20 protein-coding genes are annotated in these 24421 nt (G+C 61.7%); 12 read left to right on the forward strand and 8 right to left on the reverse strand.

Features of this window, described 5'->3' with window-relative positions:
* The first annotated feature begins 282 nt into the window (after window positions 1–282).
* From guaB to CD58_RS05335, 4 genes are all read left to right on the forward strand, one after another.
* Window positions 283–1752, forward strand: a complete 1470-nt coding sequence (gene guaB / locus CD58_RS05325; protein WP_025212021.1) for an IMP dehydrogenase — start codon at window positions 283–285, stop codon at window positions 1750–1752.
* A 79-nt stretch (window positions 1753–1831) separates the two neighbouring features.
* Entirely contained in the window at window positions 1832–3409 is a 1578-nt protein-coding gene (gene guaA, locus CD58_RS05330; RefSeq protein WP_025212022.1) for a glutamine-hydrolyzing GMP synthase, read from the forward strand.
* Window positions 3410–3788: 379 nt separating this feature from the next.
* Window positions 3789–4064, forward strand: coding sequence for a hypothetical protein (locus CD58_RS29005; RefSeq protein ID WP_080712507.1), 276 nt, complete (start codon window positions 3789–3791; stop codon window positions 4062–4064).
* A 4-nt stretch (window positions 4065–4068) separates the two neighbouring features.
* A complete protein-coding gene (locus CD58_RS05335; protein WP_025212023.1) occupies window positions 4069–4593 on the forward strand; it encodes a helix-turn-helix transcriptional regulator in 525 nt (174 codons plus the stop codon).
* A gap of 39 nt (window positions 4594–4632) precedes the next feature.
* Here the strand turns inward: CD58_RS05335 and treR are convergent, their stop codons facing one another.
* Window positions 4633–5337, reverse strand: a complete 705-nt coding sequence (gene treR, locus CD58_RS05340) for a trehalose operon repressor (protein ID WP_025212024.1) — start codon at window positions 5335–5337, stop codon at window positions 4633–4635.
* A gap of 243 nt (window positions 5338–5580) precedes the next feature.
* On the opposite strand from treR, the gene treP reads away from it, so the two are divergent.
* The 8 genes from treP to tadA all read left to right on the forward strand — a co-directional run bounded on the left by treP (window position 5581) and on the right by tadA (window position 15573).
* Complete coding sequence (treP, locus tag CD58_RS05345) at window positions 5581–7023, forward strand: PTS system trehalose-specific EIIBC component (protein ID WP_025212025.1); 1443 nt, start codon at window positions 5581–5583, stop codon at window positions 7021–7023.
* Window positions 7024–7095: 72 nt separating this feature from the next.
* Window positions 7096–8739, forward strand: a complete 1644-nt coding sequence (treC, locus tag CD58_RS05350) for an alpha,alpha-phosphotrehalase (protein WP_025212026.1) — start codon at window positions 7096–7098, stop codon at window positions 8737–8739.
* Between the two features lie 142 nt (window positions 8740–8881).
* Window positions 8882–10105, forward strand: coding sequence for a maltoporin (locus CD58_RS05355; RefSeq protein ID WP_025212027.1), 1224 nt, complete (start codon window positions 8882–8884; stop codon window positions 10103–10105).
* A 71-nt stretch (window positions 10106–10176) separates the two neighbouring features.
* Entirely contained in the window at window positions 10177–12711 is a 2535-nt protein-coding gene (ptsP, locus tag CD58_RS05360; protein ID WP_025212028.1) for a phosphoenolpyruvate--protein phosphotransferase, read from the forward strand.
* 2 nt (window positions 12712–12713) lie between these two features.
* On the forward strand, window positions 12714–13001 hold the full coding sequence (locus tag CD58_RS05365) for a PTS transporter subunit EIIB (RefSeq protein ID WP_025212029.1): 288 nt from the start codon (window positions 12714–12716) through the stop codon (window positions 12999–13001).
* A 109-nt stretch (window positions 13002–13110) separates the two neighbouring features.
* Complete coding sequence (locus CD58_RS05370; RefSeq protein WP_025212030.1) at window positions 13111–13503, forward strand: DUF6632 domain-containing protein; 393 nt, start codon at window positions 13111–13113, stop codon at window positions 13501–13503.
* 196 nt (window positions 13504–13699) lie between these two features.
* Window positions 13700–15076 (forward strand): multicopper oxidase family protein, encoded by a 1377-nt coding sequence (locus CD58_RS05375; protein ID WP_025212031.1) that lies wholly within the window; start codon window positions 13700–13702, stop codon window positions 15074–15076.
* Window positions 15076–15573, forward strand: a complete 498-nt coding sequence (tadA, locus tag CD58_RS05380) for a tRNA adenosine(34) deaminase TadA (protein ID WP_025212032.1) — start codon at window positions 15076–15078, stop codon at window positions 15571–15573. The genes CD58_RS05375 and tadA overlap by 1 nt, the downstream gene beginning before the upstream one ends.
* A 204-nt stretch (window positions 15574–15777) precedes the next feature.
* Here the strand turns inward: tadA and cmoB are convergent, their stop codons facing one another.
* The 7 genes from cmoB to CD58_RS05415 all read right to left on the reverse strand — a co-directional run bounded on the left by cmoB (window position 15778) and on the right by CD58_RS05415 (window position 24416).
* Window positions 15778–16734 (reverse strand): tRNA 5-methoxyuridine(34)/uridine 5-oxyacetic acid(34) synthase CmoB, encoded by a 957-nt coding sequence (cmoB, locus tag CD58_RS05385; protein WP_025212033.1) that lies wholly within the window; start codon window positions 16732–16734, stop codon window positions 15778–15780.
* A complete protein-coding gene (gene cmoA / locus CD58_RS05390) occupies window positions 16731–17474 on the reverse strand; it encodes a carboxy-S-adenosyl-L-methionine synthase CmoA (RefSeq protein ID WP_025212034.1) in 744 nt (247 codons plus the stop codon). The genes cmoB and cmoA overlap by 4 nt, the downstream gene beginning before the upstream one ends.
* 151 nt (window positions 17475–17625) lie before the next feature.
* Window positions 17626–18261: a lysoplasmalogenase gene (locus CD58_RS05395; RefSeq protein WP_025212035.1), complete on the reverse strand. Its 636-nt coding sequence runs from the start codon at window positions 18259–18261 to the stop codon at window positions 17626–17628.
* 2 nt (window positions 18262–18263) lie between these two features.
* Window positions 18264–18656, reverse strand: coding sequence for a protease inhibitor I42 family protein (locus tag CD58_RS05400; protein ID WP_025212036.1), 393 nt, complete (start codon window positions 18654–18656; stop codon window positions 18264–18266).
* A gap of 214 nt (window positions 18657–18870) precedes the next feature.
* A complete protein-coding gene (lon, locus tag CD58_RS05405) occupies window positions 18871–21285 on the reverse strand; it encodes an endopeptidase La (protein WP_025212037.1) in 2415 nt (804 codons plus the stop codon).
* A 149-nt stretch (window positions 21286–21434) separates the two neighbouring features.
* Window positions 21435–22748, reverse strand: a complete 1314-nt coding sequence (locus CD58_RS05410; RefSeq protein WP_025212038.1) for an MFS transporter — start codon at window positions 22746–22748, stop codon at window positions 21435–21437.
* A gap of 426 nt (window positions 22749–23174) precedes the next feature.
* On the reverse strand, window positions 23175–24416 hold the full coding sequence (locus tag CD58_RS05415; RefSeq protein ID WP_025212039.1) for a CNNM domain-containing protein: 1242 nt from the start codon (window positions 24414–24416) through the stop codon (window positions 23175–23177).
* Window positions 24417–24421: the final 5 nt, after the last annotated feature.

A 24421-nucleotide genomic window follows, 5' to 3' on the forward strand; every position in this document is an offset into this window, starting at 1 on the left:
GGAGATGGCTTTTGTGGCGAGGGGATTTATCCCCGCTGGGGCGCGAAGCGGCCCTAAACCCAGGCTATGCGGTACATCAGGCATACGAGTCGACTGCTCTGGGACTGCTGCGCAGTCCAGCGGGGATAAATCCCCTCGCCACAGGGGGGCGGTGTACAGCCACAGTGCAGTGATTAGCCCCGTCAATCACCCCGCCAATAATAGACAGAGTTTTACATTGAGCCAGACGGGGTCCATGAGTATAATGGCGCGCTTCCATTTTCCCGCTCGGGAGCCCCCGCGATGCTGCGTATCAGCCAAGAAGCTCTGACCTTCGACGACATTCTCCTAGTGCCCGGTTATTCCGAGGTACTGCCTAACGAAGTCAGTCTCAAAACCCGTCTCACCCGTGGCATCGAACTGAATATCCCGCTGGTTTCCGCCGCCATGGACACCGTGACCGAAGCCCGTCTGGCCATTGCCATGGCCCAGGAAGGCGGTATCGGGATCATCCACAAGAACATGACCATCGAACAGCAGGCCGCCGAAGTGCGCAAGGTCAAGCGGTTCGAGGCTGGCGTGGTCAAGGACCCGATCACCATCGAGGCTGACGCCACGGTTCGCGATCTGTTCGAACTGACCCGCATGCACAACATCTCCGGCGTCCCGGTACTGCACGATGGCGACCTGGTCGGCATCGTCACTTCCCGCGACGTGCGTTTCGAGAATCGCCTGGATGCCACCGTCCGCCAAGTGATGACGCCTAAAGAGCGCCTTGTCACGGTCAAGGAAGGCACCAACAAGGACGAGGTCCGCGAATTGCTGCACAAGCACCGCATCGAGCGCGTGCTGATCGTCGACGACAAGTTCGCCCTCAAGGGCATGATGACCGTCAACGACATCGAAAAAGCCAAGGCTTACCCGCTGGCCAGCAAGGACGACCAGGGTCGTCTGCGCGTAGGCGCAGCGGTCGGTACCGGCAAGGACACCGGTGACCGCGTTGCGGCCCTGGTCAATGCCGGCGTCGACGTGGTAGTGGTCGACACCGCCCACGGCCATTCCAAAGGCGTGATCGACCGCGTTCGCTGGGTCAAGCAGAACTTCCCTGACGTGCAGGTGATCGGCGGCAACATCGCCACCGGCGCCGCCGCCAAGGCCTTGGCCGAAGCCGGCGCCGACGCGGTCAAGGTCGGTATCGGCCCTGGCTCGATCTGCACCACCCGCATCGTCGCCGGTGTTGGTGTTCCACAGATCAGCGCCATCGCCAACGTCGCCGCAGCCCTTGAAGGCACTGGTGTACCGTTGATCGCCGACGGCGGCATCCGTTTCTCCGGTGACCTGTCCAAGGCCATCGTAGCCGGTGCTTCCTGCGTGATGATGGGTTCGATGTTCGCCGGTACTGAAGAAGCGCCAGGCGAGATCGAACTGTTCCAGGGCCGTAGCTACAAGGCTTATCGCGGCATGGGTTCGCTGGGCGCCATGTCCCAGGCCCAGGGCTCTTCCGACCGTTACTTCCAGGACTCCTCCGCGGGTGCCGAGAAGCTGGTGCCGGAAGGCATCGAAGGTCGCGTGCCGTACAAAGGCACCCTGAGCGCCATCATCCATCAATTGATGGGCGGCCTGCGTTCTTCCATGGGCTACACCGGCAGCGCCAACATCGAAGAGATGCGCACCAAGCCGGAGTTCGTCCGTATCACCGGCGCCGGCATGGCCGAGTCCCATGTCCACGACGTGCAGATCACCAAGGAAGCGCCGAACTACCGAGTAGGGTAAGGCCTTCAGCAAAACGTTAATCACCGGGGCTGTTCATTCAGCCCCGAGTTGTTTCTGATTCACTACATGAGAATGAGTCATGGCCCTCGACATTCACGCTCACCGCATCCTGATCCTCGACTTCGGTTCCCAGTACACCCAGCTGATCGCCCGCCGCGTGCGCGAAATCGGCGTGTACTGCGAATTGCATCCGTTCGACATGGATGACGAAGCGATTCGCGAATTCGCGCCTAAAGGCGTCATCCTCGCCGGCGGCCCCGAGTCTGTGCACGAAGCCGACAGCCCACGCTGCCCGCAAGCCGTGTTCGACCTGGGCGTGCCGGTCTTCGGTATCTGCTACGGCATGCAGACCATGGCCGAACAACTGGGCGGCAAGGTAGAAGGCTCCGACCTGCGTGAGTTCGGGTATGCCCGCGTTGACGTCGTCGGCAAGAGCCGCCTGCTGGATGGCATCGAAGACCATATCGACGCCGACGGCCTGTTCGGCCTCGACGTGTGGATGAGCCACGGTGACAAGGTCACCAAGATGCCGGAAGACTTCCACATCCTGGCCAGCACTCCGAGCTGCCCGATCGCTGGCATGTTCAACGATGATCGCCGTTACTACGGCGTGCAGTTCCACCCCGAAGTGACCCACACCAAGCAGGGCGGCCGCATCCTGTCGCGCTTCATCCTCGACATCTGCGAGTGCGAAGCCCTGTGGACCCCGTCGAAGATCGCTGAAGACGCCATCGCCCAGGTGCGCGCCCAGGTCGGTACCGACAACGTTCTGCTGGGCCTGTCCGGCGGCGTGGACTCCTCGGTGGTCGCTGCGCTGCTGCACAAGGCCATTGGCGATCAACTGACCTGCGTCTTCGTCGACAACGGCCTGCTGCGCCTGCACGAAGGCGAGCAAGTCATGGCCATGTTCGCCGAGAACATGGGCGTCAAGGTGATCCGCGCCAACGCCGAGGAGCAGTTCCTGGGCAACCTGGCCGGCGAGTCCGACCCGGAGAAGAAGCGCAAGATCATCGGCCGCACCTTCATCGACGTGTTCGATGCCGAATCCTGCAAGCTGGACAACATCAAGTACCTGGCCCAAGGCACCATCTATCCCGACGTGATCGAGTCGGCCGGCGCCAAGAGCGGCAAGGCCCACGTGATCAAGTCCCACCACAACGTTGGTGGTCTGCCGGAAGAGATGAACCTCAAGCTGGTCGAGCCGCTGCGCGAACTGTTCAAGGACGAGGTCCGTCGCCTCGGCCTTGAACTGGGCCTGCCCTACGACATGGTCTACCGCCACCCATTCCCGGGCCCGGGCCTGGGCGTGCGGATCCTCGGTGAAGTGAAGAAGGAATACGCCGACCTGCTGCGTCGCGCCGACCACATCTTCATCGAAGAACTGCGCAAGGCCGACTGGTACCACAAGGTCAGCCAGGCGTTCGTGGTGTTCCAGCCGGTGAAATCGGTGGGCGTGGTTGGCGATGGCCGTCGTTACGCCTGGGTCGTGGCCCTGCGTGCCGTGGAAACCATCGACTTCATGACCGCTCGCTGGGCACACCTGCCATACGAGCTGCTGGAAACCGTATCCGGGCGCATCATCAACGAAATCGAAGGTATTTCTCGCGTGACGTACGACGTGTCGAGCAAGCCGCCGGCGACGATTGAGTGGGAATGAGCCAAGCCTGAATATCGGGACCGCTGAAGGCCGCTATTGGCTCCGGCGCCTGCCTTGATCAAAGGCCCTGTGGATAACTTCCACAGGGCCTTTTTCATTTTTGCTGACCCATTCCAAGCTCCACTAGTCCTGCAACCGCAATGACATACCGCGAGGGTGATGCCGTCACCTTTCGCTACGATTACCCGCCTTGGAGCGCACCGGGAAGCGCTTATCGTCGGCTGCAGCCCTATGGGTATTTCACCGACATGATTCACGGAGAGTTGCCGTGTGCCAATCAAATTTGCCTCTTTGAGACGCTGCCGAGTGCGGCTGTCAGAAAGGAGGCGAAGTTGTCATTTGACAACCTTGCAGCTCATGCGAATACTGGAGATCACGGATGATTCGTCCAACGCACCCGAAGAAAGAGATCGAAGACGCGCTCAGGCATGCCGAAGGGCGCGGGTGGCGCATAGAAGTCGGCGGTGGTCACGCCTGGGGACGGGTTTATTGCCCCTACAAAGACGTGGAGTGCCGCTGTGGCGAGTTCTGCATCACATCGATATGGAGCACGCCGAAAAACCCTGGCAACCATGCGCGAGCGTTGCGACGCGTTGTGGACAATTGCTCGACGCATCGCAATCGGCGCGATGCGGATTACGATGCTAAGGAATAGAACAATGGAATTTACCTTTACCTTGAAATATCAGCTTGCTGACGATGGCTGCGCCCCGGATGAACTGGTTGAGCGGCTGGGCGAAGCGGGCTGCGACGATGCCTTGGTAGGCATCGGGCAGCCGGGGCGGCTGGCACTTGAGTTCACTCGCGATGCGCCTGATGCGGTCAAGGCAGTGCTTAGTGCTCTGGGCGACGTCCACCGCGCGGTGCCGTCGGCCAAGTTGATCGAGGTGGCTCCTGACTTGGTCGGGCTAACCGACGTAGCCGAGATCGTCGGTGTATCTCGGCAAAACATGCGCAAGCTGATGTTGGCTCATCCGGGCAGCTTCCCGACGCCCGTGCACGAGGGGAGTGCGTCTATCTGGCACTTGGCAGACGTTCTGGCCTGGCTGCAGGCCAGGGGCAACTATTCGCTTAGCAAGGGCGTGTTGGATGTGGCCCAGGTGGCGTTGCAGGTCAACGTTGCGAAAGAAGGCCGACGGTTACCAGGCGTGGCTTCCAAAGAGTTGGAAGCTTTGGTTGGGTAACAATCTTGTGGCGTCGCTGAACGGGGATTCCACACGACCTCAACGCCGCGCCACATCCGAAAAATAAAACTTATCCAGGGTATGCCGTGATTCGGTGTACTCGAACTGTCGGCCGTCCTGGAGAAAGGTCTGGTTGCTGACCACGATGACGTGGCTCTGGCCGTCGAGGTCCAGGTGTTGCTGGTCGTCCTTGCCGCAGCGGACCGCTTCGATGGTGCGCTGGGCATAGGCGATTTGCAGCTGCAGGGTCTGTTCGATGAAGGCGTAGATCGAGCGCTCGGCGATGTCGCGGGTCAGGCCGGGGATCACGTCGCTGACGAAATGGTTGATGTCCAGGATCACCCGTTTGCCGTCGATTCGCCGTACCCGCTTGATGCGCGTCACCTGGCTGCCGGCGGGTGCCTTGATGTGCTCGAGCAGGGCACCTTCCAAGGGCATTTGGCTGAATTCGACCACATCAGTGCTGACGTCGTCACCCAGGCGCGGGTAGGTCTCCTGGAAACTGACGATGCCGCCGAGCTGAAATTCGATGGGGGAGGTCGACAGCACGAAGGTGCCCTTGCCGTGGATCTTCTGGGCAAAACCACGTTCCTGAAGCTGTTCGATGGCCTTGCGCACGGTGCCGCGACTGGCCTGGTAGCTGTCCATCAGTTCGGTTTCCGAAGGCAGGCGGGCGCCACGCTCCAGGCGTTCGGTGGTAATGCTGGCCAGCAGATCGTTGTAGATCCGGTTGTATTTACTCATGGAATGGCTCTGTACCGCGCTGTTCACCGGGGCGGAACCTTAAGGGCCAAGTGGGGGATTTGTCCATTCGGCTGTAATTATTTGATGACAGGAGCGTAGGACGTTTCCTGTTTTATCAGGGGATATCATAAACAATTTCAAAACTCGTCTGTACGAGTTGTTGATTTAACTCGTACAGACGAGTACTTTCCCTTCCACGTGCTGTCGACTCTCAATAACAAGAATGACGCGGAAGAAAAAAGCATGAGCCACGACTACTCCAAAATCGCCAGTGAGCTGCTGCAAAGCCTCGGTGGCGTCGACAATATCGAGCAAGCTGCCCATTGCGTGACGCGCCTGCGCCTGTCCCTCAAGGACGCCGCCCGGGTGAACAGTGCCACGCTGAACCAGATCGACCTGGTCAAGGGCTCGTTTTTTACCGGTGGGCTGTTCCAGGTGGTCATCGGACCGGGCGAAGTGGAAAAGGTCTACGCCGCCCTGCGGGAGCTGACGGGGCTTGCGGCCGCGACCATTGCCGACGTCAAGCGCCAGGGCGCGCAGAAGGGCAACGGCATGCAGCGCCTGGTACGGGTGCTTTCCGACGTGTTCATGCCGATCCTGCCCGCGCTGGTGATCGCCGGCCTGTTGATGGGCGTCAACAACCTGCTGGGGGCCAAGGGCATGTTCATTGCCGGCCAGACCTTGCTCGACGCGTATCCGAACCTGGACGGTGTCTGGAGCCTGATCAACCTGATGGCCAACACTTCCTTCGTCTTTCTTCCGGCCCTGGTGGGCTGGTCGGCGGCCAAGCGTTTTGGCGGCAGTGAAATCCTCGGCATCGTGCTGGGCCTGATGCTGGTCCACCCGGACCTGCTCAACGCCTGGAACTACGGCAAGGCCGTGGCGGGGCTGGACGGCCAGAGCCTGCCCTATTTCGATATCTTCGGTTGGTTCCGGATCGAAAAAGTCGGCTACCAGGGGCAGATCCTGCCGATCCTGCTGGCGGCCTATGTCATGAGCATGATCGAGAAATGGTTGCGTGCCAGGGTGCCCAACGCGATCCAACTGCTCGTGATACCCATCACCACCATCGTGGTCACCGGGGTGCTGGCCCTCGCCATCATCGGTCCGGTCACCCGGCACCTGGGGATCCTGATCACCGAAGGCATGGTGGCGCTGTTCGACCTGGCGCCGGTGATTGGCGGGGCGATCTTTGGCCTGCTCTATGCGCCGCTGGTGGTCACCGGCATGCACCACATGTTCCTGGCGGTGGACCTTCAGTTGATCTCGACCCAGGGCGGGACCTTTATCTGGCCGATGATCGTCATGTCCAACCTGGCCCAGGGGAGCGCGGCGCTGGCGGTGTTCTACATGACCCGCAATGCCCGGGACAAGAGCATGGCGTCCACCTCGGCGATTTCCGCTTACTTCGGCATCACGGAACCGGCGATGTTCGGGGTCAACCTGCGCTACAAATTCCCCTTTTATTGCGCCCTGGCCGGCTCGGCCCTGGGCTGCATTTTCCTCTCGTTGAACAAGATCAAGGCCTCGGCCATTGGCGTGGGGGGCTTGCCGGGTTTCATCTCGATCGTTCCCGACGCCATACCGATGTTCGTGATCGGCATGGTCATCGCCATGAGCGTGCCCTTTGCCCTGACCTGTGCATTGAGCATGAAGATCGTCCGGCCGGGATATCGGGTCGCCTGACACTTGTGAGATCCGGGCTGGCCCGCGATGAGGCCCCCGGGTCGGTACCCAACAGACTGAAGGAATCTCGCCATGCAAGACTGGCAACGTTCAGTGATCTACCAGATTTATCCGAAGAGTTTCTACAGCCATGGCGGCCAGGCTACCGGTGACTTGCTGGGTGTCGTGGACAAGCTCGACTATCTGCACTGGCTGGGTGTGGATTACCTGTGGCTCACCCCTTTCCTGCGTTCGCCTCAACGGGACAATGGCTACGACATCAGCGATTACTACGCCATTGACCCCAGCTACGGCACCATGGCCGATTGCGAATTGCTCATCGCCGAAGCCCACAGGCGCGGTATCAAGCTGATGCTCGATATCGTGGTCAACCACACCTCCATCGAGCATCCGTGGTTCCAGGCCGCCCGCAGCAGCCTCGACAACCCGTACCGTGACTTCTATATCTGGCGCGACCAGCCCAACAGTTGGGAGTCCAAATTCGGTGGTTCTGCCTGGGAGTACGAAGCGCAGACCGGCCAGTATTACCTGCACCTGTTCGACCACACCCAGGCCGATCTGAATTGGGACAATCCTCGGGTGCGCGACGAAGTGTTCAAGATGATGCGCTTCTGGCGGGACAAGGGGGTGGGTGGTTTCCGTCTCGATGTGATCAACCTGATCTCCAAGCCGGCCGACTTTCCTGACGATCACACCGATGGCCGACGTTTCTATACCGATGGCCCGAACGTACACCGCTATCTGCAGGACATGCACCGGGAAGTCTTCGAAGGTTTCGACCTGATCAACGTTGGCGAGATGTCGTCCACCAACCTTGAACACTGCGTTCGTTACTCGTGCCCGGACTCACGGGAGTTGTCGATGACCTTCAACTTCCATCATTTGAAAGTGGATTACCCTAACCTGCAAAAGTGGGTGCGGGCCGACTTCGACTTTTTCCAGCTCAAGCGCATCCTGTCCGACTGGCAGACCGGCATGCAGGCCGGTGGTGGCTGGAACGCACTGTTCTGGTGTAACCACGATCAGCCGCGGGTGGTGTCGCGTTTCGGTCATGACGAAGAGTATCGGGTGGTCTCGGCGAAGATGCTCGCCACCGCGCTGCACTTTCTTCAAGGCACGCCTTTCGTGTACCAGGGCGAGGAGCTCGGGATGACCAATCCGGGCTTCGATCACATCGATCAGTACCGCGATGTGGAAACCCTGAACATCTACCGCCTCAAGCGCAACGCCGGAGTGCCTGAAGCCGAGGCCATGGCGCCGATCATGCAAAAGTCCCGTGACAACGGGCGTACGCCGATGCAATGGACTGCTGGGCCGAACGCGGGTTTCAGCCGTGCCGAACCCTGGATCGACGTACCCGCCAACGCGGCCTTCATCAATGTCGAGCAGCAACTGCAAGACCCGACCTCGGTTCTGCATTACTACCGTCACTTGATTGCCCTGCGCCGCAGCGAAGCCCTGATCCAGGATGGGGTCTATCGCCTGCTGCTGCCCGAGCATCCTCATGTGTGGGCGTACCTGCGCGAAGGGCAGGGCGAGCGCCTGCTGGTCGTCAGCCACTTTTACGGTGGCGACTGCGAAGTCCAGTTGCCCGAAGGGATTCTCTCCGGCGACACGAAGCAGCGATGGGTGATCGGCAACTACGACCGCCAACACCGTGAGCGACGATTGTTCCTACGCCCCTACGAGTCGTTCGTGCTGCACCTGAGCGACTGAATAAACGTCATTTCTGACCCAGGCATTGCCTGATAGCGACCACGTTGCGCGCGACGCACCGTGTGCCCTTTGTCGCCCATTCGTTGGCAGGCGAAGGGAGATTGAAGCGCATCAAAAAACAATAAAAAAGAAGGAGCGGTATATGAAAACAACAATAAATCGTGGTCTTGCGGTGTCTTGTATTTGCCTGACGTTGCCATTCCCGGCCCAGGCCCTGGAGTTCTCCGGCTACTTGCGCAGTGGCGTCGGCAGCGCCACCAATGGCCGCTCCCAATCCTGTTTCCAGTTGCCCGGGGCGCAAAGCAAATACCGATTGGGCAACGAGTGCGAACAATATGGCGAACTGGAGCTGCGCCAGGATCTTTTCACCCTCGACGACGGTTCGGTGCTGAGCGTGGATGGCATGGCGTCGCTGTACAACCGCTACGATCGCACGCCGACGTTCCAGGGCGAAAACGGCGCGGCACGGATGCCGCAGATGTATGCCCAGTGGTCGAACATGCCCAGCCTGAACGGAGGTTCGCTATGGGCCGGGCGGCGTTACTACAAGCGTAACGACATCCACATTTCCGATTTCTACTACTGGAACCAGAGCGCCACCGGGGCCGGGATCGAGGACGTGTTGATCGGCGGGCTGAAATACAGCTACGCCTTTTCGCGCAAGGACAACCTGTACCAGAAAGACCCGGTCAACCGGCATGATTTCAACGTGGGCGGCTTCGATACCAATCCCGGTGGCGAGTTGGAGTTCGGCGTGAGCTTCATCGACCAGGCGAGTCGTCGCGATGCTCATCGCGGTTGGGCCCTGACCGCCCAGCATGTGCAGCAGGACTTCCTGGGTGGCAAGAATAAACTGGCCTTGCAATATGGTGAGGGGCCCGGCACCGGACTGGGTTATACCGGCGATACCGGGCTGGACGACAGCAACAAGAGCTATCGTCTGGTGGAGTTTTTCGATTGGCAGGTCACGCCGCGTTTCGGCGGGCAAGTGCAGGCGGTGTACCAGAAGGACATTCGCCCTGATGGCGCGGATCAGGACTGGCTGTCGTTGGGGGTTCGCCCGGCCTACGCCATCACCGAACAGTTCAAGCTGGTGGCCGAACTGGGCCACGACCAAGTGCAGGCCAGCGATGGAACACGCAAGCTGAGCAAATTCACCTTTGCCCCCACTTGGTCGCCCAAGGGCCCGGAATTCTGGGCTCGCCCGGAAATACGACTGTATTACACCTACGCCAGCTGGAACGCGGCGGCCCAGCGCGCAGCCAATGAACTGGCGGCCGGGTCGGCGCTGTCCGACACCGGTGCATTTGGCGGCTCGCGGCATGGTTCCAACGTGGGCGTGCAGGTTGAGTACTGGTGGAAATGACCCGTGTGACGCGGGTCGGTGAACGCGCTCGGCCCGCGATGCCAAAAGAACAGACAGCAGCAGGTGAAGTCATGAACACAACGCAATCTTTGCAATTGCTCGCACCGTTGTCCGGTGTCTTGATGCCCTTGGACAACGTGCCTGATCCGGTATTTTCCAACCGTGTAGTGGGGGATGGAATCTGCATCGATCCGACTTCGCAGACCCTTTGTGCGCCGCTCTCCGGTGTCGTCGGCACGCTCCAGGACAGCGCCCATGCAGTGAGTGTCACCGGTGACAACGGTGTTCAGGTGTTGATGCACATCGGCCTGGACACGGTGAACCTGGCGGGCAAGGGCTTTACCTCCCGAGTAGAAATAGGTCAACGAGTCGAGGCCGGGCAACCGCTGATCGATTTCGATGCCGACTACATCGCCTTGCACGCGCGCAGCCTATTGACGTTGATGCTGGTGGTCACTGGCGAAGACTTCAGCCTGATACCGGCCCAATCGTCCTGGGTGGAAAGCGGTCAGCCGTTGCTGCAGGTGAGTCAAGGGGCGCAAGGGCAGGACGCGCGGACGCCACAGGGCTCGGTGCTGTTTTCCAAGCCGCTGATCCTGCCCAATGACAGCGGTCTGCATGCGCGTCCCGCTGCGGTGTTCGCCCAGGCGGCCAAAGGCTTCGATGCGAACATCTGCCTGCACAAGCAGCAGGCCAGCGCCAACGCCAAATCCCTGGTGGCGATCATGGCGTTGCAGACGGGCAAGGGCGACAGTTTGCAGCTCAGTGCCGCCGGCCCACAGGCCGAGCAGGCGCTCGAGGCACTGACGCAACTATTGTTGGCGGGCTGCGGCGAATCCGTCCAGGCGCAGCCGACGCCAGAAGTGCCCATGTGCATCGGATCGCCCACGCCTGACCGGTGGCAAGGCGTGTGTGCCTCGCCAGGCTCGGTGTCGGGTGTGGTGGTGCAGATCGCGACCCAGGCGTTGGAAGTGCAAGAGCCAGGCGCGGGGATAGAGACCGAACAGGCCCTTCTGGACCAGGCGTTGAACCAGGCCAACCAGGCATTGAAGGCGTTGCAGGACGAGGGCGCGGGCAGCGTCCAGGCGCAGATTTTTAGCGCCCATCAGGAGCTGCTGGAAGACCCCACCTTGCTGGAGCAGGCTCGGGATTTGATCGTCGAAGGCAAGAGTGCGGCCTTTGCCTGGAAAACCGCGACCGAGGCGACCGCCACGCAGTTCCAGCAATCGGGCAGTGCCTTGCTGGCCGAGCGCGCGATGGATCTGTCCGATGTCGGGCACCGGGTCCTCAAGTTGATTCTCGGCGTACGGGACCACGCCTGGGATCTGCCCGAGCAGGCGATCCTGGTGACCGCGCAGCTGACGCCGTCCCAGACCGCCAACCTGGACACCTCGCGAATCGCCGGTTTCGTCACGGTGGGTGGCGGTGCTACCAGCCATGTGGCGATCCTGGCCCGTGCGCTGGGCCTGCCGTCGTTGTGTGGCGTGCCTGAGCAGGTATTGACCCTCGCCAACGGCACCCCGGTGTTGCTGGATGCCGACAGCGGCGAACTGCACTTGAATCCAGACGCGGCGCGGATTGAACAACTCCAGGCCTCCCGTGACCAACAGTTGCGACGGCAGCGGCGTGATCTCGAACAATCGGCCCTGGCGGCCTGTACCCTTGATGGTCATCGAGTCGAGGTGAGTGCCAATGTGGGGGCGCTACGGGACGTGGAGCAGGCCATGACCCTGGGAGGCGAAGGTGTCGGGTTGTTGCGTTCCGAACTGCTTTACCTGGACCGGGCGCACCCACCTGGCCATGACGAGCAAGCGGCCTTGTACAGTGCCGTCGCTCGGGCCCTGGGTGCCGAGCGCAATCTGGTGGTGCGTACCCTGGATGTGGGCGGGGACAAGCCGCTGGCCTATGTGCCGATGGCCCGCGAGGCCAATCCGTTCCTGGGCATGCGCGGTATTCGCCTGTGCCTGGAGCGACCGCAGTTATTGCGCGAACAGTTCCGGGCAATTCTCGCCTGCTCGGGGCTGACGCGGCTGCACATCATGCTGCCAATGGTCACGCAGCTGTCGGAGTTGCGGCTGGCGCGGCAGATGCTGGACGAAGAGGTGCGCAACCTGGGACTGCCGCAAGCGCCGAAGCTGGGGATCATGATCGAGGTTCCGGCGGCGGCCCTGATGGCCGACCTGTTTGCTCCCGAAGTGGATTTCTTCTCCATCGGGACCAACGACCTGACCCAGTACACCTTGGCCATGGACCGCGACCATCCGCGCTTGGCCAGCCAGGCCGATGGCCTGCATCCGTCGGTGCTGCGCCTGATCGCCCGGACGGTCGAGGCCGCTCACGCCCATGGTAAATGGGTCGGTGTGTGTGGCGCGCTGGCATCGGAAACCTTGGCGGTACCGGTGTTGCTGGGCCTTGGCGTGGATGAGTTATCGGTCAGCGTGCCGCTGATTCCGGCCATCAAGGCCTGCGTGCGTGAATGGGATCTGAGCGAGTGCCGCGCGCTGGCCAAACAGGCCTTGGGCAAGGAAAGCGCCGAGCAAGTGCGCGACCTCTTGCGTAATCATTCATCCACGGCCAGTCCGGCCACCCTGGCCATGGAGCATTGAACATGTTCGACAAACTGCAACAGGCATTCTGGAAAGCCCTGACCCCGGACCTGGTACCGGAAGAGCCCAGGCCAGCGACAGCGGGTGATGAACTGTCACCGGCCATCGTCGCCGCGCTGGGTGGCGTGGATAACCTCAAGCACCATCAACCCGTAGCGCTGACGCGGCTGCGAGTGGAGTTGCGGGATGTGGCCCTGATCGACCGGACCGGGTTGAGCGCGGCCGGGGTGGCCGGGGTGATGACACTGGAGAACGGTGTGGTGCATCTGATTACGGGCTTGCGGGCCTGAACCGTCGAGACGACTGACGGTATCGGTTGACGGGGTACGCACCGGGGAGCGTTCTATACTCACGGGCATCCAGTTACGGCAACTGTCACGCCGCAATAAGGAGCCCGTCATGAACGACACCCAACGACTTGCCGCTTTGCGCATCGTTTTGATCGTAGTCGGTCTGATCGCCATATTCGCGATCTGGCCGCTAATGATCCTATGGCCGTCCGGCTGGGCGTGGCACAGCGGCCATTCCCAGTATCCGCTGATGATTGTCGGCATCTACGCGACCCTCGGCGTGTTCCTGCTGATGGCGTCGCGTGATCCGATGAAACATCTGAGCCTGATCTGGTTCACCGTGTGGTCGAGCGTCGTGCACGGCGCGATCATGGCCGTGCAGTCCTTTGGCGTCGAGATGGACGGGACAAGCCACGTCGGCCATCTGGTGGGCGATGTGCCCGCGTTGCTCATCGTGGCGGCGGCGTTGGCCTTCTTCACGCCGCGGCGCAGCAATGTGTAACCCGCGAATGGATTGATCCTGCCGATAAGCTCTGCTTCGATGTGCACGAAAAATGCCCTGTGGATAACTTCCCTAGGGCATTTTCATTTTGTTTTTTTCATTTTCGCTGACCTTACTGTTTCTCATCTGCGGGTGTATCGTATTCGCCTTTTGCGGACCTCCCGGTTCGCCGCAGATTCAATAGGTGGTTGTGTCCATGTCCTTTACCCGTCGCCAAATACTCGGTGGCCTGGCCGGTCTTGTTGTCGTTGGCGTAGGCGCGGGAGGTGCTTCGCGGTATTGGCTGGGCAAGATGGCGGATGCCGAAGCCGGTCACGACTATGAACTGATCGCCGCGCCCCTGGACGTCGAGTTGGTCGCTGGGCACAAGACCCAGGCCTGGGCGTTTGGCCCCTCGGCGCCGGGCACCGAGCTGCGGGTGCGCCAGGGCGAGTGGTTGCGGGTACGCTTCATCAATCACCTGCCGGTTGCCACCACCATTCACTGGCACGGGATCCGTCTGCCGCTGGAGATGGACGGTGTGCCGTACGTCTCGCAGTTGCCGGTGCTGCCGGGCGAATACTTCGATTACAAATTCCGCGTGCCGGACGCTGGCAGCTATTGGTATCACCCCCACGTCAACAGCAGCGAAGAGCTCGGGCGTGGGCTGGTGGGACCGCTGATCATCGAAGAGCGTGAGCCCACCGGCTTCAAATACGAACAGACCCTGAGCCTCAAGAGCTGGCACGTGGATGAACAGGGTGAATTCGTCGCCTTCAGCATTCCCCGTGAAGCAGCCCGTGGCGGCACGGCCGGGCGCCTGGCGACCATCAACGGCGTGCCGCAGGCGGTGATCGACCTGCCGGCCGGGCAGATCACCCGGGTGCGTTTGCTCAACCTCGACAACACCCTGACTTACCGTATCAACATCCCAGGTGTTGAAGCGCAGATCTATGCGCTGGACGGCAACCCCATCGAACCGCGCCCGTTGGGCAAGGAATACTGGCTTGGCCCGGGCATGCGCATTTGCCTGGCGATCAAGGCACCGCCGGCCGGTGAGGAGTTATCGTTGCGCAACGGCCCGGTGCGCCTGGGCACCCTGCGATCGGTGCCTAACAGTGACGCCCCGAGCCAATGGCCGCCGGCGCTGCCGCCTAACCCGGTGTCCGAACCGGACCTGGCCAATGCCGAGAAACTCAACTTCAATTTCGAATGGGTCGGTTCGGTGTCGGTCAACGTCGACAACGGCAAGCCGCCAAGCCTGTGGCAGATCAATGGCAAGGCCTGGGACATCACCGACAAGACCTGCGCCGACCGGCCGATCGCCACGCTGAAAAAAGGCCAGAGCTACATATTCGAATTGAAGAACATGACTCAGTACCAGCACCCGATCCACCTGCACGGCATGAGCTTCAAGGTGATCGCGTCGAACCGCCACAAAGTCGTGCCGTACTTCACCGACACCTACCTGCTGGGCAAGAACGAGCGGGCGCAGGTGGCGCTGGTGGCGGATAATCCAGGCGTGTGGATGTTCCACTGCCATGTGATCGACCACATGGAAACCGGCCTGATGGCCGCCATCGAGGTGGCGTGATGCGCCAGATTCGCCCCGCCAAAATCATCGACCGCAGCCGCGACCAGGACTTCATGCGCGAAGCCCTGGCGCTCGCCGCCCAAGGTGCCGCCCTGGGCGAAGTGCCCGTGGGCGCGGTGCTGGTGCAGGACGGCGAGATCATCGGGCGCGGCTTCAACTGCCCGATCAGCGGCCACGACCCCAGCGCCCATGCGGAAATGGTCGCCATCCGCGCCGCCGCCCAGGCGGTGAGCAACTATCGCCTGCCCGGCAGCACCCTCTATGTGACGCTGGAGCCGTGCAGCATGTGCGCCGGCCTCATCGTCCACTCGCGCATCGCCCGGGTCGTCTACGGCGCCCTGGAGCCCAAGGCCGGCATCGTGCAGAGCCAGGGGCAGTTTTTCAGCCAGGGGTTCCTGAATCATCGGGTGATGTATGAAGGGGGCGTGCTGGCCGAGGAGTGCAGCGCGGTGTTGAGTGAGTTCTTCAAGGCGCGAAGGGCCAAATCGCAAGATTGAACGCATAACCCGTGGCGAGGGAGCTTGCTCCCGCTGGGCTGCGCAGCAGACCCAAACCATTCAACACCCGGGCATCAGGAAAAACCGTTTGGCAGGTTTTGCGACTGCTGCGCAGCCGAGCGGGAGCAAGCTCCCTCGCCACAATGATGCTAACCACCTCTAGTGAACAGCATTGGCTCCCCTAAGGGGTTGTGTCTGGGGTATTTATTTACGCGCCACAATCACTGCACGCATCGGCGCCGGCAGCCCTTCGATGGTCTTGCTGTGGTCGGCAGGGTCGAGGAAGTCACTCAGCGACTGGTACTTCATCCATTCGGTACTGCGCTGTTCTTCCACGGTCGTCAGGCTCACGTCCACGCAACGCACATCGCTGAACCCGGCGCGGCGCAGCCAACGTTCCAGGGCCGGTACCGAGGGCAGGAACCAGACGTTGCGCATCTGCGCATAGCGATCCTCGGGCACCAGCACCTGATGCTCGTCACCCTCGATCACCAGGGTTTCCAGCACCAGTTCGCCGCCCTTGACCAGGCAGTCCTTGAGGGCCAGCAGGTGTTCGATGGGCGAGCGGCGGTGGTAGAAAACGCCCATGGAAAATACCGTGTCGAAGCCTTCCAGCTCCGGCGGCAAGGCCTCGAACGGAAACGGCAGGTGCCAGGCATTGGGCTGCGCGAGGTAGCGTTGCACGGCCTGGAACTGGCAGAAGAACAGCCAATTGGGATCGACGCCGATCACGGTGTCGGCCCCGGCGCCGAGCATTCGCCACATGTAGTAACCGTTGCCGCAGCCCACATCGAGGATGCGCTTGCCCTTGAGATCCAGGTGCGGCGCCACCCGCGACCACTTCCAATCCGAGCGCCATTCGGTGTCCACATGCACGCCAAACAGGTCGAATGGCCCTTTGCGCCACGGCGACAGGCCCATCAGTGCCGTACGCATCTGTGCGCGGGTTTCGTCGGAGCAGTCGGTATCGAGAGTCAGGCCGTTCAGCAGGTCGATCTCGCTCGGCTGCAGCACCGGCAAGGCGTCGAGGGCGCTCTGCCAGCGCTCCAGGTCGCCGTGGCCCTTTTCCATCTTGCTGTCGAGTTGCGCCTGTAGCGTCGCAGCCCAATCGGCCAGGGGCGTGCCGGCCAAGTGGCGGGCGAGGGGAGACAGATCAATCATGGCAGGGCAATCAACGAGGCGAAGTTAAGACACTGGAACCACGGCACGACTTTCGAGAACCCGGCCGCCAGCAGGCGTTCGCCGTGTTCTTCGAGGCTGTCGGGCTTCATGACGTTTTCGATGGCGCTGCGTTTCTGGGCAATTTCCAGCTCGCTGTAGCCGTTGGCGCGTTTGAACGCCACATGCAGGTCGTTGAGCAGTGCATGTTCCTCGGCATCGTTGAAGCGCAGCTTTTCCGACAGGATCAGCGCGCCACCGGGCAGCAGCGACTGGCGGATGCGGCTCAACAGTGCGGTGCGCTGGTCTGGCGCGATGAATTGCAGGGTGAAGTTCAACGCCACCACCGAGGCTGGCTGGAAGGTCAGGGCGAGGATGTCGCCTTCAATCACCTCCACCGGCAGCAGCTCCTGGAACATCGAGTCCTGGCCGTTGAGGTATTCCCGGCAGCGCTCGACCATGGCCGCCGAGTTATCCACTGCAATCACCCGGCAACCGTCGGTGCGCACATGACGGCGCAGCGCCTGGGTCACCGCGCCCAGGGACGAGCCGAGGTCATAGAGCACGCTGCCCGGCTGGGCGAATTGCGCGGCGAGCACGCCGAGGTTCTCGACAATGGTCGGGTAACCCGGCACCGAACGCTTGATCATGTCCGGAAACACCCGCACCACGTCCTCGTTGAAGGCGAAGTCAGGCACTTGGGCCAGGGGTTGGGCGAATAGGCGATCGGGCTCTTTGCTCACGGCGGTTCCAGCGGCATGGGGGTGAAAAGGCCGGCATTTTAACTAAAAAAGCGGTGGGAGCGAGCTTGCTCGCGATTGGGGTGGTTCAGCCAGCCATAATGTTGGCTGACAGACAGCTATCGCGAGCAAGCTCGCTCCCACATTATCTGGCTCAGTGTGGCTTTTGGGCGAACGCCGATGCTGTAATGCCCCATTGGCCCAGCCAATAACTGATGATGATCAGGTAAGGCGCGGCATGGAAGGGCGCGACGAAGCGGTTGATGCCGATCAGGCTGTCGGAAAAAACAAACGCCAGCGCCCCGGCGGCAGCCAGCCAGGCCGAGCGTTTCGGCGCTTCGGTGCCCAGTCGCGCCAGCGCTCGCCAGAGCATGGTACTGATGACCAGGCCATAGACTATGACGGGGACCAACAGCGGCCCGAGGCCGTTCGACATCAGGATCCCCAGCAGGGCCGCGCCGATACCCGAAGCCAGGGCCAGCGGCAACAGCGCCGGGCGACGACAATCGCTGAGGTAGGCTTTCAGGTACGCCAGGTGCGCCAGCAGAAACGCGCCGAGGCCGAACACGAACAGGTCCCCCGGCCAAGCCAGCAACACGTCGCCCACCAGCGAAAAGATCAAGCCCAGGCTGATCCAGCGTCGATACTCGCCGGGTGGCGCATCGTGCAGCCAGCCGAGCAGGGCCAGCACCGGCATCGGCTTGACCAGCAGGCAGAGCAGCGTGGCGTGTACGGTCAGGCCATACAGGTAGGTGGCTGCGCCCATCAATGCAAGGATCAGCCAACCCACGATCATTTCACCGCAATGGCGCAGTCGAAGGTTTCAACCGGAGGCACTTCCGGTGCCCAGGGTTGTTGATAGGTCAAGCGCAAGCGACCGGTGCCGGCGTTGAACGCCTGGAAGCGCCAGGTCGACACCCCGGCGGCACCGACGATGCCGGCATCCTCCGGGTTGCGATAAACCTCAGGCCCAAGAGACTTCAGCACGCCGCCCGCTGAATCCTGGATCGCCCAGCGATAACCGGTGGTGGGGTTGCTGGGCAAGCTCAGGATCAGGTTTTGCCCACTGTTGAGTCGCACCGGGCACTGGCTCAGTTTTTCCACGGTCACGTTGTTGCTGGTTTGCGTGGCGCAGGCGCTCAACAGGGCGAGGCTGACGGGGACAAGCAGGCGAGTGAGGGACATAAGGGCAACGGCTCCGGCATTCACGACGAACGGCGAGCATAACCGAAGATGCTACTGGGTGTGTCAGGTGGGCAAGTGTTGTTGCCGATGCCGCCTTCGCGAGCAAGCCCGCTCCCACAGGGCTTGGTGTGGATCACAAATGCTGTGAACACCGCAAATCCACTGTGGGAGCGAGCTTGCTCGCGATGAGGCCATTGCAGGCGCTACAGGGTCCTCAGAACAACACCTTGGCCACATCCGCAAACCGCTTGGCAAAGTGCACCGTCACACCTTCCTTGAGGTAGTCCGGCAGTTCTTCGAAGTTGCCCCGGTTGGCTTCCGGCAGAATCAGCTCGTTGATTTTCTGCCGTCGCGCCGCGATCACCTTCTCGCGCACCCCGCCAATTGGCAGCACATGCCCGGTGAGGGTCAGTTCGCCGGTCATGGCCACGCCTTTTTTCGGCGGCTGGTTACGGGCCAGGGACAGCAGGGCGCTGGCCATGGTCACCCCGGCACTTGGACCATCCTTGGGCGTGGCGCCTTCCGGTACGTGCAGGTGGACGAAGGCCTCGTCAAAGAACTTCGGATCGCCGCCAAATTGCTTCAAGTGCGAGCTGACGTAGCTGTGGGCGATTTCCGCCGATTCCTTCATCACGTCCCCCAGTTGCCCGGTCAGCTTGAAGCCGCGGTTGAGGGTATGGATGCGCGTCGCTTCGATCGGCAAGGTAGCGCCGCCCATGCTGGTCCAGGCCAGGCCGGTAATCACCCCGATGCCGGACAGCACCTGCTCGTTGCGGAACACCGGTTTGCCCAGGGACGCCTCGAGGTCTTTCGGCCCAAGCTTGATGATGGCTTTCGGGTCATCGATCAGCTTCATCACGGCCTTGCGCACCAGTTTGCCCAGTTGTTTCTCCAACTGTCGCACCCCGGCCTCACGGGCATAGCCATCGATCAGGGCCTTGAGGGCACTGTCGTTGATACTCAAGCTGGCCTTGGACACGCCAGCCTTGGCCAGTTGCTTGGGCCACAGGTGGCGCTTGGCGATGGCGACTTTTTCTTCGGTGATGTAGCCCGACAGGCGAATCACTTCCATCCGGTCCAGCAGCGGGCCGGGGATCGAGTCCAGGGTGTTGGCGGTGCAGACGAAGAGCACTTTCGACAGGTCCAGGCGCAGGTCCAGGTAGTGGTCGAGAAACTCGACGTTCTGTTCCGGATCGAGGGTCTCCAGCAGGGCCGAAGCCGGGTCGCCCTGATAGCTCTGGCCCATCTTGTCGATCTCGTCGAGCATGATCACCGGGTTCATCACTTCGACGTCCTTGAGCGCCTGCACCAGCTTGCCCGGCTGGGCACCGATGTAGGTGCGCCGATGGCCCTTGATCTCGGCCTCGTCGCGCATGCCGCCGACGCTGAAACGGTAGAACGGCCGCCCGAGGGATTCGGCGATGGACTTGCCGACGCTGGTCTTGCCTACGCCCGGCGGGCCTACCAGCAGCACGATGGAGCCGCTGATTTCGCCTTTGTAGGCGCCGACGGCGAGGAATTCCAGGATACGGTCCTTGATGTCATCCAGGCCGGCGTGGTGCTGGTCGAGAATCTTGCGGGCATGCTTGAGGTCGAGTTTGTCCTGGCCGTACACACCCCACGGCACCGAAGTCGCCCAATCGAGGTAATTGCGGGTGACGGCGTATTCCGGCGAGCCGGTTTCCAGGATGGAGAGCTTGTTCATCTCCTCTTCAATGCGCTTCTGCGCCTGGGCCGACAGGGTCTTGCCTTCCAGGCGTTGCTCGAATTGTTCGAGGTCGGCGCTGCGGTCGTCCTTGGTCAGCCCCAGCTCCTGCTGGATGACCTTGAGCTGCTCCTTGAGGAAGAATTCGCGCTGATGTTCGCCGATCTTGTTGTTGACCTCGGCGGAGATTTCTTTCTGCAGCCGCGCCACTTCGACTTCCTTGCGCAGCATCGGCAGCACTTTTTCCATGCGCTTGAGCATTGGGACGCAGTCGAGCACTTCCTGCAACTCGCTGCCGGTGGCGGAGGTGAGGGCGGCGGCGAAGTCGGTCAGCGGCGAGGGGTCGTTGGGGCTGAAGCGGTTGAGGTAGTTCTTCAGTTCCTCGCTGTACAGCGGATTGAGCGGCAGCAGTTCCTTGATCGCGTTGATCAACGCCATGCCGTAGGCCTTGACCTCGTCGGTCGGCTCGCTTGGCTGGTGCGGGTACTCGACCTCCACCAGATACGGCGGGCGGTGGTGCTTGAGCCAGGTGCGGATGCGCACGCGGGTCAGGCCCTGGGCAACGAACTGCAGCTTGCCGGCCTCGCGGCTGGCGTGATGCACCTTGACCAGCGTGCCGTACAGCGGCAGCGCCGAGGTGTCGAAATGGCGCGGGTCTTCCTGGGGCGAGTCCATGAAAAACAGCGCCAGGGAATGATGTTCGGACTTGGCCACCAGTTCCAGGGTCTCGGCCCAGGGTTCTTCATTGACGATGACCGGCAGCACTTGGGCCGGGAAGAACGGACGATTGTGGATGGGGATGATGTAGACCTTGTCCGGCAGGTTCTGGCCAGGCAGGGCCAGGCCGGTGCCGGAAGCGGTGTGTTCGATGTGTTCGGAGTCAGCGTATTCGTTCGTGGCTTCAGTAGAGTGCTGGTCGCTCATGGGGCACCTGCGCAATGGAGTATGGGTCTTAGATGGGGCAGGCGGGGGTGGTTTCAATGGTGGGTGAATGTTAGCGGGTATTTCATTGAACGTTGTTCAGGCGTCCGACAGGTCTGGAGCCGGGCCTGTTGCCAGGTCCGGCTCCCTGTTCAGGCGACCCTGTTCAAATCGTTGTGGCGTGTCTCTTTCAGGCACAACACGGCGATCACACTGAGCACCGCGGCCCCCGACACATAGCCTCCGACGTAGCTCAGGCCGCCCATCGCCACCAGCTTCTGAGCGAAGAATGGCGCGGCCGAGGCGCCGACGATGCCGCCCAGGTTGTAGGCCGCCGACGCGCCGGTATAGCGCACGTGGGTTGGAAACAGCTCCGGTAGCAAGGCGCCCATGGGTGCGAAGGTTACGCCCATCAGGAACAGCTCGAGGCACAGGAATAGCGCCACGCCTGCGGTCGAACCGTGGGTCAGCAAGGGTTCCATGGCGAAACCCGAGGCAATCGCCAGCACGCCGCCGATGAGCAGCACCGGTTTGCGCCCATAGCGGTCGCTGGCCCAGGCGGACAGGGGCGTGGCAGCCGCCATGAACAGCACGGCAAAGCACAGCAGGCCCAGGAACGTCTCGCGGCTGTAGCCGAGGGTGGCCACGCCGTAACTCAGCGAAAACACCGTCGAGATGTAGAACAGCGCGTAACACACCACCATCGCCGCCGCGCCCAGCACCGTCGGTGCCCAGTATTGGCTGAACAGCTCGACCAAGGGGATTTTCACCCGTTCCTGACGGGCCATGGCATTGGCAAATACCGGGGTTTCGTGGAGCTTGAGCCGCACATAGAGACCGACGATCACCAGCACCGCACTGAGCAGGAACGGAATCCGCCAGCCCCAGGAACGGAACTGCTCGTCGTCCAGGGTCATGGCCAGGGTCAGGAACAGCCCGTTGGCCGCGAGGAAGCCGATGGAGGGGCCCAGTTGCGGGAACATGCCGAACCAGGCGCGCTTGCCTTTGGGGGCGTTCTCGGTGGCGAGCAACGCCGCGCCGCCCCATTCACCGCCCAACCCCAGGCCCTGGCCGAAACGCAGCAGGCACAACAGGATCGGCGCCCAGGCGCCAATACTGGCGTAACCGGGCAGCACGCCGATGAGGGTGGTGCAGACGCCCATCAGCAAGAGGGAGGCCACCAGCGTGGACTTGCGCCCGATCCGGTCACCGAAGTGGCCGAACAGCGCCGATCCCAGTGGGCGGGCGAGGAAGGCAATGCCGAACGTCAGAAAGGACGACAGCATCTGCGCCGTGCCTGAGGTTTGTGGGAAGAACACCGGCCCGATCACCAGGGCGGCGGCCGTGGCGTAGACGTAGAAGTCGTAGAACTCGATGGCGGTGCCGATGAAACTCGCGGTTGCCACGCGGGTGGCGGAGTTCGTCGGCTGGGCAGGCACAGCCTCGTTGCAAGTGGTGGTTGTCATGCAGTTATCCCTGACAGTCATGTGCTCCGTTGGAGCGAATTATTATGGTTGAACACCCAGGGATGTGGGTTTGGGCACCCTCGCTGTTTCGGGTAGGAACAGTCGCAAGGCTGATGCGGATTTTGCTGATGGTCTGACCGGAACCGGCTAAGTGCGGGGTAAGCACAGGGTTCGGGCGGGGCTGGGTAAGCGGATTGATTATAGGAAGGGGGCTAACGAATCAACAAGTGAGCCTGCACACATTCGTGACGCTTGTGCAGAACCCTGTGGCGAGGGAGCTTGCTCCCGCTGGGCTGCGAAGCAGCCCTGAAACCTGGCCGGTGTGCCAGACAGGCTGCATTTGCTGCTTTGGGGCTGCTGCGCAGCCCAGCGGGAGCAAGCTCCCTCGCCACAAGGGCTGCCCTGCACCCGATCCAAACAGGAGTTTCAGGAAACTGCAGGCACCGAACTGTTATGCCACACCAGCACCTGGCTGACGCGGTTGTCCACGGTCTCGATGATTTCCAGCCGATAACGGCCGATCTTCAGGCACACCGGGCTTTCAGGGATGGTTTCCAGCGCTTCGGTCACCAGCCCGTTGAGGGTCTTGGGGCCGTCGCAGGGCAGATGCCAGCCCAGGGTTCTGTTCAGTTCGCGGATCGACGCGGCGCCATCGATCATCAAGCGTCCATCGGGCTGGGGATGGACGTGGGGGTTGTCGAGGCTGTGCTGGCTTTCGAATTCGCCGACGATTTCTTCGAGGATGTCTTCCAGAGTGACAATGCCCAGCACTTCGCCGTATTCGTCCACCACCATGCCCAGGCGCCGTTGCTGCTTGTGGAAATTCAACAATTGCAGCTGAAGTGGCGTGCTTTCAGGCACGAAGTAAGGTTCGTGGCAGGCGGCCAGCAGGGCTTCCTTGGTGAGGCTCGCGTCCGCCAGCAGATGACGGATCTGGCGGGTGTTGAGCACCGCCTCGACCTGGTTGATGTCGCTGTGGAACACCGGCAGGCGGGTACGACGGTTCAGGCGCAATTGTTCAATGATGTCGCCAATGGGGTCGTCGAGGTTGATGCCATCGACCTCGCTGCGGGGCAGGAGGATGTCATTGACGGTAATGTTGTCCAGGGCATGGATGCCGGAAATCGTATGCAGCCGGCTGTTGCGGTGCTCAGGTTCGTGCTCATTGCGCACCGGCGCGGGTAGCTCGTCGTCGCTTTGCTGTACCACCTTGCGTTTGCGGGCAAATGGACGCAGCAGCAACTGACTGATGCCATTCAACAGCCAGGCAAAGGGATAAAGAATCTTCAGGGGCACGCCAAGCAGGGCGTTGCCCAGTGCCAATACCGCGTCGGGTTGGCGGGTGGCCAGGGTGCGCGGCAGGTAATCGGCAAAGACCAGCAGGGCTGCACTGGTGCCGAGCCAGGCCATCCAGGGGCCGTTCTCCAGCCAGGTAAAAATCGCCAGCAATGTGCCGATCACCACTGTCAGGGTGCGGCAGAGGGTATTGCACAGAATCAGGCTGTCCCGGGGGAAGTTCAGCGTCACCAGCGGTTTGTCGTTGGCGCGAGAGGCCTTGCGCTGGGCCAACAGGTGCAATTGAGCGGCTTCGATCGCGGTGAACAGGGCCGACCAGAGGATCAGCACGACCAACACTGCGAGCAACGGCCCCACGGGCAAGGTATCCATCAGGG

The organism is Pseudomonas brassicacearum, assembly GCF_000585995.1.
GTDB classification, from domain to species: Bacteria; Pseudomonadota; Gammaproteobacteria; order Pseudomonadales; family Pseudomonadaceae; genus Aquipseudomonas; species Aquipseudomonas brassicacearum_A.